At 65.8% G+C, this 15,590-nt stretch carries 16 protein-coding genes and 1 pseudogene; 10 read left to right on the top strand and 7 right to left on the bottom strand.

Annotation, left to right across the window (positions count from 1 at the left end; genetic code table 11):
• Positions 1 to 281: 281 nt before the first annotated feature.
• Positions 282 to 1,916 (bottom strand): long-chain fatty acid--CoA ligase, encoded by a 1,635-nt coding sequence (locus QOI01_RS18830; protein ID WP_526383574.1) that lies wholly within the window; start codon positions 1,914 to 1,916, stop codon positions 282 to 284.
• Positions 1,917 to 2,066: 150 nt separating this feature from the next.
• Here QOI01_RS18830 and QOI01_RS18825 point away from each other — a divergent pair, with 150 nt between their 5' ends.
• Both QOI01_RS18825 and QOI01_RS18820 read left to right on the top strand, forming a co-directional pair.
• Entirely contained in the window at positions 2,067 to 2,399 is a 333-nt protein-coding gene (locus QOI01_RS18825; protein ID WP_526383572.1) for a hypothetical protein, read from the top strand.
• A 97-nt stretch (positions 2,400 to 2,496) separates the two neighbouring features.
• The gene (locus tag QOI01_RS18820) at positions 2,497 to 2,802 is read left to right on the top strand and encodes a hypothetical protein (protein ID WP_526383570.1); all 306 of its coding nucleotides are present in this window, start codon (positions 2,497 to 2,499) and stop codon (positions 2,800 to 2,802) included.
• 82 nt (positions 2,803 to 2,884) lie between these two features.
• Here QOI01_RS18820 and QOI01_RS18815 read toward each other — a convergent pair whose 3' ends face one another.
• Complete coding sequence (locus QOI01_RS18815) at positions 2,885 to 4,252, bottom strand: dicarboxylate/amino acid:cation symporter (protein ID WP_526383568.1); 1,368 nt, start codon at positions 4,250 to 4,252, stop codon at positions 2,885 to 2,887.
• Positions 4,253 to 4,374: 122 nt separating this feature from the next.
• Here QOI01_RS18815 and QOI01_RS18810 point away from each other — a divergent pair, with 122 nt between their 5' ends.
• Together QOI01_RS18810 and QOI01_RS18805 are read left to right on the top strand one after the other, a co-directional pair.
• Positions 4,375 to 5,925: an ATP-binding protein gene (locus QOI01_RS18810; RefSeq protein WP_526383566.1), complete on the top strand. Its 1,551-nt coding sequence runs from the start codon at positions 4,375 to 4,377 to the stop codon at positions 5,923 to 5,925.
• Positions 5,922 to 6,611, top strand: coding sequence for a response regulator (locus QOI01_RS18805; protein WP_526383564.1), 690 nt, complete (start codon positions 5,922 to 5,924; stop codon positions 6,609 to 6,611). The genes QOI01_RS18810 and QOI01_RS18805 overlap by 4 nt, the downstream gene beginning before the upstream one ends.
• Positions 6,612 to 6,654: 43 nt before the next feature.
• On the opposite strand, the gene QOI01_RS18800 is transcribed toward QOI01_RS18805, so the two are convergent.
• The 3 genes from QOI01_RS18800 to QOI01_RS18790 form a co-directional block, all read right to left on the bottom strand.
• Positions 6,655 to 7,680, bottom strand: coding sequence for an MmpL3/TtfA transport complex stabilizer (locus QOI01_RS18800; protein WP_526383562.1), 1,026 nt, complete (start codon positions 7,678 to 7,680; stop codon positions 6,655 to 6,657).
• Between the two features lie 727 nt (positions 7,681 to 8,407).
• Positions 8,408 to 9,133, bottom strand: a complete 726-nt coding sequence (locus QOI01_RS18795) for a DUF3060 domain-containing protein (protein WP_526383560.1) — start codon at positions 9,131 to 9,133, stop codon at positions 8,408 to 8,410.
• Positions 9,134 to 9,311: 178 nt separating this feature from the next.
• On the bottom strand, positions 9,312 to 10,301 hold the full coding sequence (locus QOI01_RS18790; RefSeq protein ID WP_526383558.1) for a substrate-binding domain-containing protein: 990 nt from the start codon (positions 10,299 to 10,301) through the stop codon (positions 9,312 to 9,314).
• Between the two features lie 81 nt (positions 10,302 to 10,382).
• On the opposite strand from QOI01_RS18790, the gene QOI01_RS18785 reads away from it, so the two are divergent.
• Positions 10,383 to 11,030, top strand: coding sequence for a LysR family substrate-binding domain-containing protein (locus QOI01_RS18785; protein WP_526383556.1), 648 nt, complete (start codon positions 10,383 to 10,385; stop codon positions 11,028 to 11,030).
• Between the two features lie 22 nt (positions 11,031 to 11,052).
• On the opposite strand, the gene QOI01_RS18780 is transcribed toward QOI01_RS18785, so the two are convergent.
• Positions 11,053 to 11,832, bottom strand: a complete 780-nt coding sequence (locus QOI01_RS18780) for an SDR family NAD(P)-dependent oxidoreductase (RefSeq protein WP_526383554.1) — start codon at positions 11,830 to 11,832, stop codon at positions 11,053 to 11,055.
• Positions 11,833 to 11,893: 61 nt separating this feature from the next.
• On the opposite strand from QOI01_RS18780, the gene QOI01_RS18775 reads away from it, so the two are divergent.
• The 3 genes from QOI01_RS18775 to QOI01_RS18765 all read left to right on the top strand — a co-directional run bounded on the left by QOI01_RS18775 (position 11,894) and on the right by QOI01_RS18765 (position 13,909).
• Positions 11,894 to 12,664: a DUF427 domain-containing protein gene (locus QOI01_RS18775; RefSeq protein WP_526383552.1), complete on the top strand. Its 771-nt coding sequence runs from the start codon at positions 11,894 to 11,896 to the stop codon at positions 12,662 to 12,664.
• 76 nt (positions 12,665 to 12,740) lie between these two features.
• Complete coding sequence (locus QOI01_RS18770; RefSeq protein WP_526383550.1) at positions 12,741 to 13,529, top strand: heavy metal-binding domain-containing protein; 789 nt, start codon at positions 12,741 to 12,743, stop codon at positions 13,527 to 13,529.
• Positions 13,529 to 13,909, top strand: a complete 381-nt coding sequence (locus QOI01_RS18765; protein ID WP_526383548.1) for a DUF5073 family protein — start codon at positions 13,529 to 13,531, stop codon at positions 13,907 to 13,909. The genes QOI01_RS18770 and QOI01_RS18765 overlap by 1 nt, the downstream gene beginning before the upstream one ends.
• Positions 13,910 to 13,922: 13 nt before the next feature.
• On the opposite strand, the gene QOI01_RS18760 is transcribed toward QOI01_RS18765, so the two are convergent.
• Complete coding sequence (locus QOI01_RS18760) at positions 13,923 to 14,357, bottom strand: DUF732 domain-containing protein (protein ID WP_526383546.1); 435 nt, start codon at positions 14,355 to 14,357, stop codon at positions 13,923 to 13,925.
• Positions 14,358 to 15,019: 662 nt separating this feature from the next.
• Here QOI01_RS18760 and QOI01_RS18755 point away from each other — a divergent pair.
• The gene (locus QOI01_RS18755; protein WP_526383544.1) at positions 15,020 to 15,328 is read left to right on the top strand and encodes a hypothetical protein; all 309 of its coding nucleotides are present in this window, start codon (positions 15,020 to 15,022) and stop codon (positions 15,326 to 15,328) included.
• A gap of 77 nt (positions 15,329 to 15,405) precedes the next feature.
• Positions 15,406 to 15,590: pseudogene (locus QOI01_RS18750) on the top strand (LLM class F420-dependent oxidoreductase); the annotation flags it as partial.

Here is a 15,590-nt window from a genome sequence, read left to right as displayed (position 1 = left end):
CAGGCCTTCGGCGGCGTAGAGCACGATCCGGGCCCGCACGACTTCCGAATACGATGACGTATATCGACGCGCGCGAGCTTCGAGTTCTCCGCGCTCGGCTTCGGCCAGGGCGATGTTATATGGGCTGTTTCGTGGCATGCTGCTCCCTTCGTCAAGGGAACCATCTCACGGAACCGTATGGAAGTGTGGGACCAAATTACGTCACTGTAATTATGTTCGCGACCACTAAGCGACCGCTTTAACGACAGGGATTGCTATTTCGGCGAGAAAGGGCGAGGACGCTAGTCGCGGTACTCGATCACCTCATAGACACCGTCGGCGTGCCTGGCGCGGATGGTCTTCTTGTCATATTTGCCGACGCTGGTGCGCGGCACCTCGTCGACGAACGTCCAGCGTTCGGGCAGCCACCAGCGAACAACCTTGTCCGCCAAGAACTCCCGCAACTCCGCCGGGGTGGCCTCGGCGCCGTCGTTGAGTACGACGGCCGCCAACGGCCGCTCCTGCCAGCGCTCGTCGGGCACGCCGACGACCGCGGCCTCCAACACCGCGGGATGGGCGATGAGGTGGTTCTCCAGGTCGACCGACGAGATCCACTCGCCGCCGGACTTGATGACGTCCTTTGCGCGGTCGGTGAGGGTCACGTAGCTCAGTGGGTCGATGCGCCCCACGTCTCCGGTGCGCAGCCAGCCGCCCGCGAACTTGGAGTCGTCGCGGTTGCGGTAGTACGAACCGGTGATCCAGGGGCCACGGACCTCGAGCTCGCCGACCGCCTTGCCGTCGTTTGGTAGCGGGTCGCCCGCGTCGTCGACGATGCGGACCTCGACACCGCACATGGGCCTGCCCTGCGTGGCGCGCAACGCCCAGTGTTCCTCCTCCGACGCGCCAGGTGGCGGCCAGGCCATCGTCGCCACCGGCGAGGTTTCGGTCATCCCCCACAGTTGGCGAATCTGGACGCCGAACTCCTCCTCGTAGGCCTTCATTAGCGAGACCGGCACCGCCGATCCACCGCACGACACCAGTCGCAGCGACGAGACGTCGCGTCCTGGTGAGGATTCCAGGCAGTGCATCACGTCGTTCCAGATGGTCGGCACCGCACCCGCGATGGTGGGCCTGGCGGTCTCGACGACGTCGATGATCGACTTCGCGTCGAGGAACCGATCGGTCAGCACCAGGTCGGCGCCCGCCATCAGCGCGGCGTAGGGCAATCCCCAGGCGTTGGCGTGGAACATCGGCACGATCGGCAGCACCGAGTCTTCGGCGCCGATGCCGAGAGTATTGGCCGTACACGTGCTCATGGCGTGCAGATAGCTCGAACGATGGCTGTAGACAACGCCTTTCGGGTTACCGGTGGTACCGCTGGTGTAGCACATGGCAGCGGCCGAGGTTTCCTCGACGACGGGCCAGTCGAACTCGGGCGACTGGGCGGCCAGCGTCTCGTCGTAGCGAAGCACGGTCTTGCCCGACTCGATCAGCGGCGCGAGATCGCCGTCGCCGACCACGATCACGGTGTGCACGGTGTTTAGCAGCGGCAGCACCGGGACCAGTTGGGCCGTCAGCGACAGGTCGGCGATGATCACCTCGTCCTCGGCTTCGTTGACGATGTAGGCAATCTGTTCCGGCGACAGCCGGATGTTGAGAGTGTGTAGCACCGCACCCATCGACGGCACCGCCAGATACGCCGCGACGTGCTCGGCGTTGTTCCACATGAACGTGGCGACCCGGTCGTCACCGTCGATGCCGAGTTGGCGAAGCGCGTTGGCCAGCCTGCCGATCTGTTCGCCGAGTTCCCGGTAGGTGCAGGTGCGGTAGCGGCCGTCGCCCATCGCAGTGGTGACCGTGCGATCGCCGTTCACCTCGCAGGCGTAGCGCATGATCGTCGTGATGGTCAGCGGGACGTCCTGCATCGTGCTCTGCATGTGACGATCCTTCCCTGGGTTGGCCGCGATGCTAGTGGCGGCGACGGCCGAAATTGGCGGTTCGACGAGAGCCGTTCGGCGACCGTGCAACGAATCCGCCGCCTGCGGCGATGAACGGATGAAGGATCCCTCCGAAGATAGGGGGCGCCCATGCGTCCATCCTCCATTCTCGCCACTTTCGTCACTCCTGCCGCAGCAGTGTGCGTTTCGCTGGCCGTTTCCTCCGGCGTGGCCCATGCGGAACAGACCGCGCAGGCGACGATCGCCCAGCTCGAGTCCGAGGGCTTCATCGTGAACGTCGACCGGGTGGGTAGCGCGCGAATCGACGACTGTGTCGTCACCAGCGTCCGCAACCCGCAGACTCAGACCCGCAACATCCGCGACTACTACGGCAAGCGAGACGCGAACGGCAACCGCAAGTACCGCATCATCGAGGTCGTCGTCAGCCGCTCGATCTCGGTGTCGCTGGACTGCTCGCGCTGACGATGCTCCTCGCGCAAGCGCTCGTCGGGAAGCAATCGAGTTCCACTGGAGCTGTCCATGGTGGATGATTGCCATGAACATGACAGGAAGGCGCCTCATGCGCACGAAGTGGGCGGTCGCCGCGGTGACCATCGGGGTATGCGGAGCCGCACTGGCGCCGGCGGGATTGGCGAGCGCAGAGACGGCCCAGGAGACGATCAGCCGGCTTCAGTCCCAGGGTTACACGGTGAACATCGACAAGATCGGTACCGCGCCGATCGACAAGTGCACGGTCACCAGCGTCCGCAACCCGCAGACCGTCTCGCAACTGGTGCCCTACGTCGGCCCCGGCCGCAACGGCGACCGCAGTTTCCTGGTGCCGCAGGTGACCAGCCAGACGATCTCGGTCTCACTGGTCTGCTGACGCCGACCAGGCTTCGCTGAGCCGTTGCGCACGTAGAAGGACCCGGCCGGAGCGATCCGACCGGGTCCTTCATTTGCGCGCCCTACGCCGACGCAGGGACCTTCACCTGCGTCGGATCTTCGGCGCGAGACTCGTGATCGTCCACCATCGTCGACTCGTTGAACGGGTCGTCACCGCTGAGCACCGCGTCGACCTTGGCCCGGTTGATCGTCTTGGTCCACGTGCCGACCAGCATCGTGGCTACCGCGTTGCCCGAGAAGTTGGTGACCGCCCGCGCTTCGGACATGAACCGGTCGATGCCCACGATCAGGCCGACACCGTCGAGCAGGTCGGGACGGTGGCTCTGCAGGCCGCCGGCAAGCGTGGCCAGGCCGGCGCCGCTGACTCCGGCCGCACCCTTCGACGCGACGATCATGAACACCAGCAGCGAGATCTGTTCGCCGATGGCCAGCGGCTTGCCCATGGCGTCGGCGACGAACAGCGAAGCCATGGTCAGGTAGATCGCCGTGCCGTCCAAGTTGAACGAGTAGCCGGTCGGGACGACCACGCCAACCGTCGTCTTCTCGACGCCCAGATGCTCCATCTTCGCGATAAGGCGGGGCAGGGCCGATTCGGAGGACGAGGTCGCGAAGATCAGCAGGTACTCGCGGGCCAGGTACCGGACCAGCCGGAAGATCGACACCCCCGCCACCGCACGCAGCAGCACGCCAAGCACGCCGAACACGAAGACGATGCAGGTGAGGTAGAAACCGAGCATCAGCGTCAGCAGCTGCGTGACGGCGCTCCAGCCGGTCTGACCGACGACGTTCGCGATCGCTCCGAAGGCGCCGATCGGGGCCAGCCACAGAATCATGGCGAGCACCTTGAACACCAGCTTCTGCACCGCCTCGATCCCACGCAGAATGCCTTCACCCGCAGTGCCCATGCCCTGCAGTGCGAACCCGACGAGGAGGGCGATGAACAGGGCCTGCAGCACATTGCCCTCGGTCAGCGACGACAACAGCGAGGTCGGAATGATGTGCTGGATGAACTCCATCAGACCGCCGGCCTCGTGGGCGGTTTCGGCCAGCTGGCTCCCCTTGTCCGACGTCGCGGAGAGGTTGAGGCCGGTGCCCGGGCTGAGCAGGTTTCCGACGACGAGACCGATCGCGAGCGCGACGGTCGACATCGCCAGGAAGTAGACGAACGCGAGCCCGCCGACCTTTCCGACCGTCGCCGCGGCGCGAACCTTTCCGATGCCGAGCACGATCGTGCAGAAGATGACGGGAACGATCATCATCTTGATGAGGCTGACGAACATCGTGCCAAGCACGCCGACGCTCTTGCCGACGTCGGGGGCGATCAGGCCTACCGCGACGCCTGCGACGACGGCGACGATGACCGCAATGTAGAGCCAATGGGTGCGGTCCCGCTTCTTGGGCGGGGAGGACGTGTCCAGCTGCTCTGTCATGGCCGAATCTCCTTGAACGTACTGTCGAGCGACGAATGTGGTCTGCAAGGATGGTCTTCTCATAAGTGACCCAGGTCACCCTTTAGTTCATTACGTTCACGTCCCGATGTTCCGGAGGTCCGATGCGCAGGTGGTGGCCACGCTCGTTGGCCGGACAGGCGATCGCGCTCCAGATTGCGGTGATCGCCGTGGTGGTGCTCGTCGGCAGCGCGTTGGCGCTGCTCGACGCACGCCAGGACGGCGACTCCGCCGCCCGCCAGCAGGTGGTGAGCATCGCGACGGCACTGGCCGACTCCCCCTCGACCGCACAGGCGATCGAATCCGGAAGGGCGACCGGGATTCTGCAACCGGTCACCGAGGCGGTGCGCACCAACACCGACATCGCGTTCATCACGATCATGGCGCCCGACGGAACACGTTTCACCCACACCGATCCGAGCCAGATCGGCGGGCACTATCTCGGGACCATCGAACCCGCCCTGCGCGGCGAGACGTTCACCGAGGTGTACACGGGGACACTGGGTCCGTCCATCCGTGCGATCGCGCCGGTGCGCGACTCATCCGGTTCCGTCGTTGGACTGGTCTCCGCGGGCATCACGCAGCAGACGCTGGCGCAGCGCTGGCGTGACCAGTGGCCGATGATCGCCGCCGTCGGCCTTGGAGCCCTAGCACTTTCGCTCGTCGGAGTGTGGGCCATCCGGCGTCGACTGCTGCGTCAGACGCACGGACTTCGGCCCGATGAACTGCGGGTCATGTACGAACACCACGACGCCATCCTGCATTCGGTGTCCGAGGGGCTCGTCGTGCTCGACCGTGACAGGGTGGTGTTGATCAACGACGAGGCGCGCCGTCTGCTCGGGCTCCCCGCAGGCCCGGTGGTGCCGACGGACCTGCCCGAGTTCCTTCGCGCCTACGCCCCGGGCGCACGCGACGAGGTGCACGTCACCGACCAACGGGTACTGGTGGTCAACCGTTCACACGTCGCGGATTCGGCACATTCGGAAGTGGTCACCGTGCGCGACCGCACCGAATTGCAGGGCGCGCTGGGGGAATTGAGCTCGCTGCAGATCCTGACCGACTCGCTGCGCGCGCAGGCACACGAGGCGGCCAACAAGCTGCACACCGTGATCACCATGGTCGAGATGGGCCGACCGGAGGAGGCCGTCAGGTTCGCGACCGACGAGCTGGCCCTCTCCCAGCGGCTGGTCGACCGCCTGTCGCACGACGTCGGTGAACCCGCCCTGGTGGCGCTGCTGCTGGGCAAGTCGGCCCAGGCCGACGAGCGGGGCATCCCGCTGACGATCACCGAGGACACCCACCTGCCGTCGGACGGGGACGACGTGCCACTGTCGTCGCAGGAGATGGTCACCGTGCTGGGCAACCTGATCGACAATGCGATGGATGCGTGCGACCGCACGGACCCGTGGGTGGAGGTCACGGTCGCACTGCACGAGCACGAGCTGCTCGTGCGGGTGGCCGACAGCGGTGCGGGAATGGACGCCGAGTCCTTCGAACGGGCCATGCAGCGCGGCTACTCGACCAAGACCGGGATCGAGCCAGAACAGCATGGCCTGGGTCTGGCACTGGTCGCGCAGGTGGTGCGGCGCCACGACGGGAAGTTGACCGCTGACGTGACCTACGGATCCGTCGTCACGGTGACGGTGCCGTCATGATCTCCGTGCTCATTGTCGAGGATGATCCCCTCATTGCGGAGGCGCATCGAACGTATCTGGCTCGGCTGGAAGACTTCTCGGCGGTCGGCGTGGTTCATACCGCGCGAGAGGCCATGCAGACGGCGGCGGCGGCGGCCGCGACCGAGACACCCATCGATCTGGTGCTGCTGGACCTGGGGCTGCCCGACGCCAGTGGCATCAGTCTGGCCTCGGCACTCGCCGGGCTGCGGCCGGCGCCGGACATCATCGCCATCACGTCCGAGCGCGATCTGGAGATGGTGCGCGCCGCGGTCGCCCACGGTGCGCTCGCCTATCTGCTGAAACCGTTCACCTTCGCCGCGTTTCGGGACCGGCTCGAGCGTTACCGGCGCTACCGCTCGGCACTGCCCGCCGGTGTCGACGCCGCCAGCCAGGAGGAGGTGGACCGGGCACTGTCGGAGCTGAGGGTCGCAGGAGACAGATCCGTTGCGCCGAAGGGCGTCGCCCCACAGACGAACGACGACATCGCGCGTGCCGTCCGCGACAACGCCAATGGCTTGACGGCCGACGAGGTTGCGAAACGGGTTGGCGTATCGCGAGTTACCGCGTGGCGATACCTGGAACGGCTCGCCGACGACGGCACCGTGACCAGGAATACCGACTACGGCGGGGCGGGTCGACCGAAGACCCGCTACCAGTGGCGCTGAACGTCGCGAAGTCGATCAAGGGCTCCGGTCTTCCGGAGCGGCCTCAGACGCCGGCAGGCGCGAGCTCGCGGATCGCAGGCGCGACGAGTGAGGGCGCGGCCACGAACTGCGAGTACAGCATCGGCGTCGGCGTCTCCACCGCGTAGGCGCTGACGCCACCGTCGTAGTCGGCGATGTACAGCCGATCGACGCTCACGGCGATCGCAGACGGCCGTGCGCCCACCGAGACGGTGCTGACGATTGACCGGCCATCGGTGTCGACGATGGCAACGTGGCCGTAGTCGACCACGTATGCACGGGTGCCGTCGACGCTGAGCGCCAACTGGGTGGGAGCCTCGGCGACCCTCACCGTTCCGGTGATCTTGTTGTTGACGAGGTCGACGAAGTACAGCACGCCACCGTCGGCGATGTCCGAGGTCAACACGTAAGCGGAGCCGTCCACGCCGATTTCGAGCCCCCGGATCGCGGCGCCGATCTCCAAAGTGCGCCGGACACGCGAAGATTCGACGTCCACCGTCAGCAACCGACTGCTGCGGGCGTCGGACACGGCCACGAAGAGTCGGCGGCCGGACGCGTCGAGACGGAGCGCATCAATGGTGGCGTCAGCGCCCTTGGCGATGTAGATCGTGCCGACGCGCTCAGCGGTGACGTCGATGACGACGACGTCGACGCCGTCATCGCCCGCACGACCCGCGTAGATGCGCTTGCCGTCCGAGCTGGCGACGACGACCGTCACGTTGAAGGCGAGGGGGTACTCCCTGATGACGTCGCCGTTGTTGGTGTCGATCACGGCGATCGCGTCGTACCCGGCAGAGGAAACGGCGACGAAGGCGCGGTCGTCCGCCACCGCGACGGTCGTGGGCTGGCCGGCAAAGACGCCGCCGTGGAGGACGAGCGTGTCGGGGTCGAGAACGGCGATCGAGTTGTCGCCGAAATTGGTCACCACGACGGTGTAGGCGTCGACGTCGATGTCGGAGATCGGGCCACGCCCTACCCTGATCGTATGCAGCAGGGCGACGTCCCGATTGCCTACCGTGACGTTGTTCGAGCGCGCAAAAGCGTTAGCCATGTTCCTCGGCACCTCCGCCAGCATCACTCGGGCCGGCAATAGATTCGATCTGTTCGACGCCCCAGCGGGGGCGTGGTCTGAATCGAGTGTAGCGACGAATGATCGCGTTCCAGAATGCCGCGGAGGTGCACCCCGCAAAGGTCCCGCCAACCTCTCAGGTCTTGCTTAGGAAACTCTCCGTTATGACATCGTTATGTTTGTTTGGCAATGCCAATAATATCCTCTGCCTGTGCTTTCATCCGCGTTGGCAATCTCGCGTGAACACTCGTCGGAAGTGCTTCAGGTAGTGAACTCTTACCTTTGGCCTTGAAAGTGAGCGGTAGATCACATGGCGACACGACAGCAAATTTCCGGCCAAGGCGGCGCGAATCTGACGCGTGTGGCAATTGAGACCGGTGTGGCGTGATGAACACTACGACATTCGATGGCTTCCGTTCGCCGTACCCATGGCGTTCACCCCGCGTTCGCCGTGGCGCATCCCCAGGAGTGGGCCGCGGAGGCCATTACCGCCGACCGCCTGAGCACCGTCGTCGGCGCCCACCGAACCTACAGCGGCGGCAGTCGCCCGCACCCGTCCCGTCAGCAGAGAATTTTTCGGTGCCCGTCGGCGTTGTAAGGAGCGGCTCGGTCCGTCGATGATTCATCCCCGAGGTCGGCGGGCCGGCCACTGGAATTCAGTGTGGCCGTTAGCTTTCCGTGAGGCTTCCCATCAATCCCGAGGACGCAGTCACCCTCGCTCAACGACGTTCGAGGCGCCGGAACTCTGGATTTCGGGCGTGCCGGTCAGGAACGTGACCCGGTTCTCGAAGCCGGAGGCACTGATGGTGGCCGCGGCGTCGATGGTGACGGTGTTCTGAACGCCGGACACCGTGACGCTTCGGCACTGTCCGGTGAGCACGATCGTATTGCTCACGCCGCTGATGTTGACGACGGTGTCGTTGCAGGCGATGGTCTTGTCGCCCCCCACTCCCGCAACGCTGATGTCGCCACCGGGTGGAGCGACCTCCACCGTCGAGGCGGCAGTGGGCGCCGGGGGTCGGTTGGCGCCGCCGGACGGCCCGCCGAAGGGCCCGCCCCCTCCGGACGCGGTCGGGCTGCCGTCGAAGGTGTCGATGACCGAGTTGACGCTCGAGAACACGTTCGAGACGAAGATGACGACGCCTGCCATGATCGCCACCATCATCGCGCCCAGCACCGCGAACACCAGCCACCCGCGACCGGTTCCGCCGGATGACGCTACCTGCCCGGGCGGGAACGGCACGCCGTAAGAGGACGGCGGGGCGGTGTACGGCGGTCGTGGGGCGGTGTACGGCGGGGGTGGCGCGTTGACGTAGCGGCCGCCGGACTGTCCCGCCCCCGTTTCGGACGAGCTCTGCGTCAGTTCGGATGTCCGGTCGCTGAGGGAGCGTTCGAGTTCCCGGATGCGCGCCTCGGGGTCGTCTTGCGAGCTCATCCGCCGATGCTCGCACACGTGGTGCGATATCGACGTCGTCTCTGCACGACTACCTGCGGATTTCAGCTCGAAGACGTTCCCAGTTGCCCGACCCGACCACCCCTGATCGACCTCGCTGCGATTCGAGTCTTCGAGGTACCGCGACAGCGCGGTACCTCCAGCCCAACGACTTTCAGGGTCACGAGTCGAGCAGTTCGGTGGCGAAGACCTGGTCGGCCGTCCAGCGTCGTGGCGACAGGCCCTGCTCGTGGTGATAGCGGAGGTAGGCGTCGATCGCCGTGCGGTTCGCCGACATTCCGTAGGGAAACCAGTCATCGGCGAACAACGCACGGTTCTGCTCGAAGAGGGCGTTCATCCACGGGACCATGTTGTGCACCTCGTAGAGCCGCCGTCCCTGCCGATATCGTTCGGCGGCAACGTCCTTCGCACTCAGGAAGGCACGGTAGATGCGGCGGGCGATGGCCGGATCGGCGTCGAGCAGCTCGCGCTTGACGACGACCGTGTGCATCATCGGAAAGACCCCCGTCCTGTGGAAGTAGTCGCGCTCGATGGGCTCGAATTCACCGAACAGCCGCTTCACGTGTGGGGACCCGTCGAGAACGGGCTGCGGGACGTTGGCCGTGAAGAGTGCGTCGATCTCGCCTGCCTCGAGCATCTGACTGAGGGCCCTTCCCTCCGGTGCCACCGTCACGTCGAGGCCTGCCGGGTGCGGGTGCGGGATGAAGCCGAAGGGTGGCATGGGTGGCTCGAGGCCGCCGATGACCCATCGATTCCGCTCGGGCCGGAACCCGTACTCGTCCATCAGGATTCCCTTGGCCCACACTCCGGAATCCTGGCCGTACGTGCCGAATTCACCGATGGTCTTGCCGACCAGGTCGGCGGGGTCGCCGATGCCGCTGGCGGCGTTGACGAAGACGCACGAATGCCGGAACACGCGGTTCGGGAACACGGGCAGGGCGACGAAGGAGTCGTCGCCGCTGTCGAGCATCCTCAGGTAGAAGGTCATGCCCAATTCCGAGACGTCGAACTCGCGTCCCCGCATCATCCGTTCGAAGATCTCGGGCAGGGTCGCCGCGGTGTGCATCGTCGTAGCGACGCCGTCGACGGTGACGCTGCCGTCGAACAGCGCTCGGGTCGTGTCGTATTGGAAGCACGCGATGTTCAGCATGAAATCGATGGTCGTCGCCGGATGCGCGCGATGTCCAAGACCTCTTTCGCTGCGTCGATACCGGATGGGTATCCTCGGTTCGTGGACCTGCGACTGCTGCGATACTTCGTCGCGGGCGCGTCGGGTACTGCCGTCATCACCGTTGGCACGCTTGCCGATACCGCCGAACAGGTTGGTGCCGGGCTGGTCGCCGCGTTCCGTCGTCGGCAACCACACGTCGACGTCGTCATCAACGAGTCCGACCTCAGTGACCCCACCGCGGGACTGCGTACCGGGCTGGTCGACGTCGCGCTCACCCGAACTCCCTTCGACGGCACGGGACTCTCGACGTACGTCCTCGGTTCAGATCGCATTGGTGTGGTGATGCACGACGACGATCCCCTCGCCGGTCGCCGACACGTGGCGCTCGCGGAGCTGGCGGACCGCCGATGGGTGCAGCTTCCCGAGGGGACCGATCCCCTCTGGCGGGCCTACTGGACCGGCGCACGACTGCGTCCAGACGACGACCTCCCCGTCATGAAGACCATCCAGGAATGCCTTCAGTCGGTGTTGTGGAACGACACGTCGGCGCTGGCGCCGGTGAACCAGGCGCTGCCCCGCGGTCTGGTAATCGTCCCGGTGACCGACCGGGACCCGAGCCAGCTCGTCGTCGCGTGGCGCGGAACCGCTCCGACCCCGCTGATTCGGTCCTTCGTCGAGGTCGCGTCCGCACACCATGCGGGTCATTGAGATGGCCGTCGCGTCCGACCGATCAGTTGGCCTTCATCATCCGTTGGGAAACCTGAAGCATCACGCGTCGCGGTGTGAACCGGTAACCATTGGCGAGTAGGGCGTTGCGCCAACCCGAGATGACGGTCGGCGTCGTCTTGTCGATCGCGCTCATCGCCGTGTCGACGACCTGTTTCGACGTCTGCCGACCGCTGGTCAGGAATTCCTCACCGGTGCGGGCGAAGAACTCGGTCTCGGTGGCGCCGGGGCACAGTGCGAGCACGCGGACGCCGGTTCCCGTCGTCTCCTGCCACAGTGCCTCGGTGAAGGACAGGACGAAGGCCTTGGTCGCTCCGTATACGGCCATGCCAGGAGTGGGCTGAAACGCCGCCGTGGACGCGACGTTGAGGACGAGACCGTGTCCTGCCTGCGTCATCGCCGGCAGAAAAAGCGCGGTCAGTTCGACCAACGTCCCGCAGTTCAACTGGATCTGGGCGGCGTTCGCCGACGCCTCCTGGCCGACGAAGTCTCCGTGCAGACCCACTCCGGCGTTGTTGACGAGGATGTCGATCCGACGCCCGAGATCACTCACCTTCGAGGCGAGCTCGGCGGCCGACCCGGGACGGGAGAGGTCGGCGGCGATGACGTCGACCTCGAGTCCGGGGTGCAGCGCCAGGAGTCTGTTTCGAAGTTCGGCCAGCTTGTCGGCCCGCCGCGCGACGAGGACCTGGTTGACCTGGCGCGTGGCGAGCTGAAGCGCGAACTCCTCTCCGATCCCGCCGCTGGAACCGGTGATCAATGCGGTGTCGTTCTCGAGGTTCATCGGTTTACTCCTGCTGGCCAGAAGAGCGTGCGGGGGGTGGCCGCAATCCTATGGTGGAGGCATGACACCAGAGACGAATCCGGACTATCCGCAGATGGCTGCCGTGCGCGGGCGGGTCGAACCCGCACCGCGACGCGTGCGCGGGTACGCCGGAGGCGAATTGATCTTCGACACGATCGCTGCGCGCTACGTCTGGGAGGTGCCGTACTACCCGCAGTACTACATCCCCGTCGGTGACGTGAACATCGCGGCACTGACTGACGAAAACCACTCGCAGCGAGTGCAATTCGGGCCTTCGCGGCTGTTCTCCATCACGGGAAGCACGGGCAAGCCGGGGGTTCGGATCTTCGACACTGACGGCGACGGGCCCGTCACCGGGTTCGTGCGGTTCGAGTGGGACGGCGTGCAGTGGTTCGAGGAGGACGAGCTGATCGTCGGTCACCCACGCAACCCCTATTCCCGCGTCGACGCCCTTCGCTCACACCGCCATGTCAGGGTGGAACTCGACGGAGTCGCCCTCGCCGACACCCACAGTCCGGTCCTCGTCTTCGAAACCGGTTTGCCGACAAGGTATTACATAGACCGAACCGACGTCGCATTCGAACACCTCATACCCAGCGACACCCAGACGCTGTGCCCGTACAAGGGCACGACCAGCGGGTACTGGTCGGTGCAGGCGGGGGATGCCGTCCACGCCGACCTAGCGTGGACGTATGAGTACCCCCTGCCGTCGGTGGCACCCATCGCCGGGTTGGTCGCGTTCTACAACGAGAAGCTCGACATCGTGGTCGACGGCGCCAGCCTGCCGCGGCCGAGCACGCACTTCAGTTAGTCGGGCGGTCCAAACTCCCACCTGGTTCACAGCATCGCGCACTAGCCTGTGCCCACCCAGAGGAAGGTGGGAGTCGATGCAACCGAACCCGCTCGACCCGGTGGCCGGAGAACGGCTCTCGCACGCCGACGAGCTCTTTACCTCCGACCTCTCGATCAACGAGTTCGCGCTGCTGCACGGCGCCGGCTTCGAGCCGATCGACCTCGTCATGGGCGTGTCCGTCTATCACGTGGGCTACCAGTTCACCGGAATCAAGCAGCAGTCGGAGTTGCCGGTTCTCACCGAGGCGACCTACCGGGCACGCTGGAATGCCATGGCACGCATGCAGGCCGAAGCCGACGCGCTGCAGGCCGACGGCGTGGTCGGCGTGCGACTGGAGTGGCGAGCCCAGGGCGAGACCGGCGAGCACCTCGAGTTCATCGCCGTCGGCACCGCCGTGCGCTACACCCCCAAGCCAGGCGCCTTCCGCCGCGCAGGTGGACAGGCCTTCAGCAGTCACCTGTCCGGCCAGGACATGACGACCCTGCTGCGCTCGGGCTACACCCCGTTGGCATTCGTGATGGGCAACTGCGTCTTTCACATCGCCGTGCAAGGATTCATGCAAACCCTCAAGCAGGCCGGCCGCAACGCCGAGATGCCGCAGTGGACGCAGGGCAACTACGAGGCCCGGGAACTGGCGATGTCACGCATGCAGGCCGAGGCCGAACGGGACGGCGCCAACGGTGTCGTGGGCGTCGGGTTCGAGATCTCGAACTATGCCTGGGGCATGCACACCGTCGAGTTCTACGCGTCGGGAACCGCCGTGCGGCGCACCGGAAGCGGCGAAACCATCACACCGTCGTTCATCCTGCCGATGAGCGGGTGATGGCCACCTTCGATTCCGAGGAGGTGGCCCGCGTCGTTGCGGCGTCACTATCGGGTCCCGGCGGAGTTGCGTTGGTGGTCAACGTGTTCGCCGGGCTTCCCGGGGTGATCCACGCGCCTGCGCGACGTGGGCTCTTCCGGTCGGAGCCCGAGCGCATTCAGATCGGTGACTGGCGCTATGAGGTCGCCCGTGACGGCCGCCTGCACGCCGCCCACGTCGTCAGTGGTGTCGTCATCGCCGAGGAGACGCTTGCGGTCGGCGTCGTGGGACCGCACCTCACCCGCGCACTGGAGCAGATCGTCACCCGCTACGGACCTGAGACGATTCCGAGTATCGACGCCGCCGTCGAGGCGTTGCGCGCGAGCTACGGCGCAGTGTGACGACCGTCGTGGCTCAGACCCCAGGAATGCCGAGGCCGGAAAGGCCCGAGAGGCCAGGAAGGCCCATCTGAGCTCCCTGGCCGAGCCAGTTGCCGTTGGCGAGCGAGGCCATCATGGACGGGCAGTACATCGAGATCGCAATGCTGGTGAACAGGTTGGCCATGCCGGGTGACACGCCGTTGGTGCCGCCCATCTGGGATGCGACGGAGGCGAAGTTTCCGCCCGGCTTCGCGAGCAGGGGGCAGATGGACTGCGCCATGGTCACGGCCATGTTCGGATCTGCAACTGACACACCTGAGTTGGTCAGCGCCGACAAGAAGCTGTCGCTGGATGCGTCTGCATGCGCCGTTGCGGGGGCCGCGGTGGCGGCCGCGACGATGCCGACGGAGATGGCCAGTGCAGTTGAAGCCTTCGCCGAAAAGTCGAATAGGCCCGAGATGACCGTCATGGGTTCTGCTTCCTGTTGGATCACGAAACGCAATCACTGCTGTAACTTCTGGAACACTGCTCTACTTCCGTAACATTTTGGGCACGACGCGGTGACGGTTTGCACGCTATGCGTTTCGTGAGCACGGGCCGGGCAGGCTCGGTGCGACACTGCCCGGCCTCGGCGCACCGCGGGCGCCGCGGGCAGCGTCGGCTCAATAGTCGACGGAGACAACGGCATTGGTGGAGTTCCCCGGCGCGGCGACCGCGTTCGAGCCATGGATCGTCGACGTCCACCCACGAAAGACACGCCGGGCGGCCGGCCCGACGATTACGACTCGCCCGGCCGAGAAGGGGCGGCGAGCAGGCCCAGCACGCAGGTCGCCCCCTGCCGAGGAGGCCAGCAGAGGGATTGGTGAGAGGATGCCGGTGTGGTCGATGACGCGGGCGGGTTCCCCCACACCGCTGCGGATTCATCGGGTTTGGCGACGGGCCGCCGACGGCGTGTCGCCGGCTCCACCTGCCAACCGAACTGACGCCGGGCAGGACACCGGGGGCTCCCACGATCTCCGGCTGATCTCCACCCAACCTCCATGCAATGACGTGTCGCTGCGCCGCACGATCGATCAGTCACGAAAACACCATCGGAACGTCTCCGAAGTGACATGAACGAGAGGAGCGGTCATGCGTACCGCATTGTCAATCCCAGTCGCGGCCGCGGCAGCCCTCGCGGTGCTCGTCCTGCCTGCCATTCCAGCCACTGCGGCGGACTCGGCGATCGTCACGATCGGCCAGCTCGAAGCGCAGGGGTTCGACGTCAAGCTCGACCGCGTCGGGAGCGCTCCCCTTAGCGAGTGCGTGGTCACCAGCGTTCGGAATCCGCGGGAGCGAACCGAACTGATCCGGGTGAACGGTCGGGGTGGCCGCGACCGCCTGATTCCCGTCGTCGTCGGGCGGAACATCACGGTCTCATTGGACTGCTCCAACCGATAGCGTCCCCACGGGAATCAACGGGACCATTCTGACGTCGTTGACGTGCATCCAGGCAATCGTCGAACGAAGGGGTGCACATGCGCGTAGGAGTCGTCTTTCCTCAGACAGAGCTCGGCGGAGATGCCGGCGCGGTCCGCGCTTATGGCGAACGGGTCGAAGAACTCGGGTTCCGGCACGTCCTGGCCTACGACCACGTCGTCGGAGCCGATCCCGAGGTCCACACGGGCTGGAACGGTCCATACGACGTGCACACCACGTTCCA

The organism is Mycobacterium sp., from assembly GCF_032162605.1.
Classification (GTDB): Bacteria; Actinomycetota; Actinomycetes; order Mycobacteriales; family Mycobacteriaceae; genus Mycobacterium.
Note: the sequence above shows the minus strand (reverse complement) of the source record. Positions and strands in the feature narration are given on the sequence as shown.

Bases quoted from the DNA above. Each gene is read 5' to 3' on its own strand.
- QOI01_RS18830 (WP_526383574.1), bottom strand. From the start codon at position 1,916: ATGCAGAGCACGATGCAGGACGTCCCGCTGACCATCACGACGATCATG.
- QOI01_RS18825 (WP_526383572.1), top strand. From the start codon at position 2,067: ATGCGTCCATCCTCCATTCTCGCCACTTTCGTCACTCCTGCCGCAGCA.
- QOI01_RS18820 (WP_526383570.1), top strand. From the start codon at position 2,497: ATGCGCACGAAGTGGGCGGTCGCCGCGGTGACCATCGGGGTATGCGGA.
- QOI01_RS18815 (WP_526383568.1), bottom strand. From the start codon at position 4,252: ATGACAGAGCAGCTGGACACGTCCTCCCCGCCCAAGAAGCGGGACCGC.
- QOI01_RS18810 (WP_526383566.1), top strand. From the start codon at position 4,375: ATGCGCAGGTGGTGGCCACGCTCGTTGGCCGGACAGGCGATCGCGCTC.
- QOI01_RS18805 (WP_526383564.1), top strand. From the start codon at position 5,922: ATGATCTCCGTGCTCATTGTCGAGGATGATCCCCTCATTGCGGAGGCG.
- QOI01_RS18800 (WP_526383562.1), bottom strand. From the start codon at position 7,680: ATGGCTAACGCTTTTGCGCGCTCGAACAACGTCACGGTAGGCAATCGG.
- QOI01_RS18795 (WP_526383560.1), bottom strand. From the start codon at position 9,133: ATGAGCTCGCAAGACGACCCCGAGGCGCGCATCCGGGAACTCGAACGC.
- QOI01_RS18790 (WP_526383558.1), bottom strand. From the start codon at position 10,301: ATGCTGAACATCGCGTGCTTCCAATACGACACGACCCGAGCGCTGTTC.
- QOI01_RS18780 (WP_526383554.1), bottom strand. From the start codon at position 11,832: ATGAACCTCGAGAACGACACCGCATTGATCACCGGTTCCAGCGGCGGG.
- QOI01_RS18775 (WP_526383552.1), top strand. From the start codon at position 11,894: ATGACACCAGAGACGAATCCGGACTATCCGCAGATGGCTGCCGTGCGC.
- QOI01_RS18770 (WP_526383550.1), top strand. From the start codon at position 12,741: ATGCAACCGAACCCGCTCGACCCGGTGGCCGGAGAACGGCTCTCGCAC.
- QOI01_RS18765 (WP_526383548.1), top strand. From the start codon at position 13,529: ATGGCCACCTTCGATTCCGAGGAGGTGGCCCGCGTCGTTGCGGCGTCA.
- QOI01_RS18760 (WP_526383546.1), bottom strand. From the start codon at position 14,357: ATGACGGTCATCTCGGGCCTATTCGACTTTTCGGCGAAGGCTTCAACT.
- QOI01_RS18755 (WP_526383544.1), top strand. From the start codon at position 15,020: ATGCGTACCGCATTGTCAATCCCAGTCGCGGCCGCGGCAGCCCTCGCG.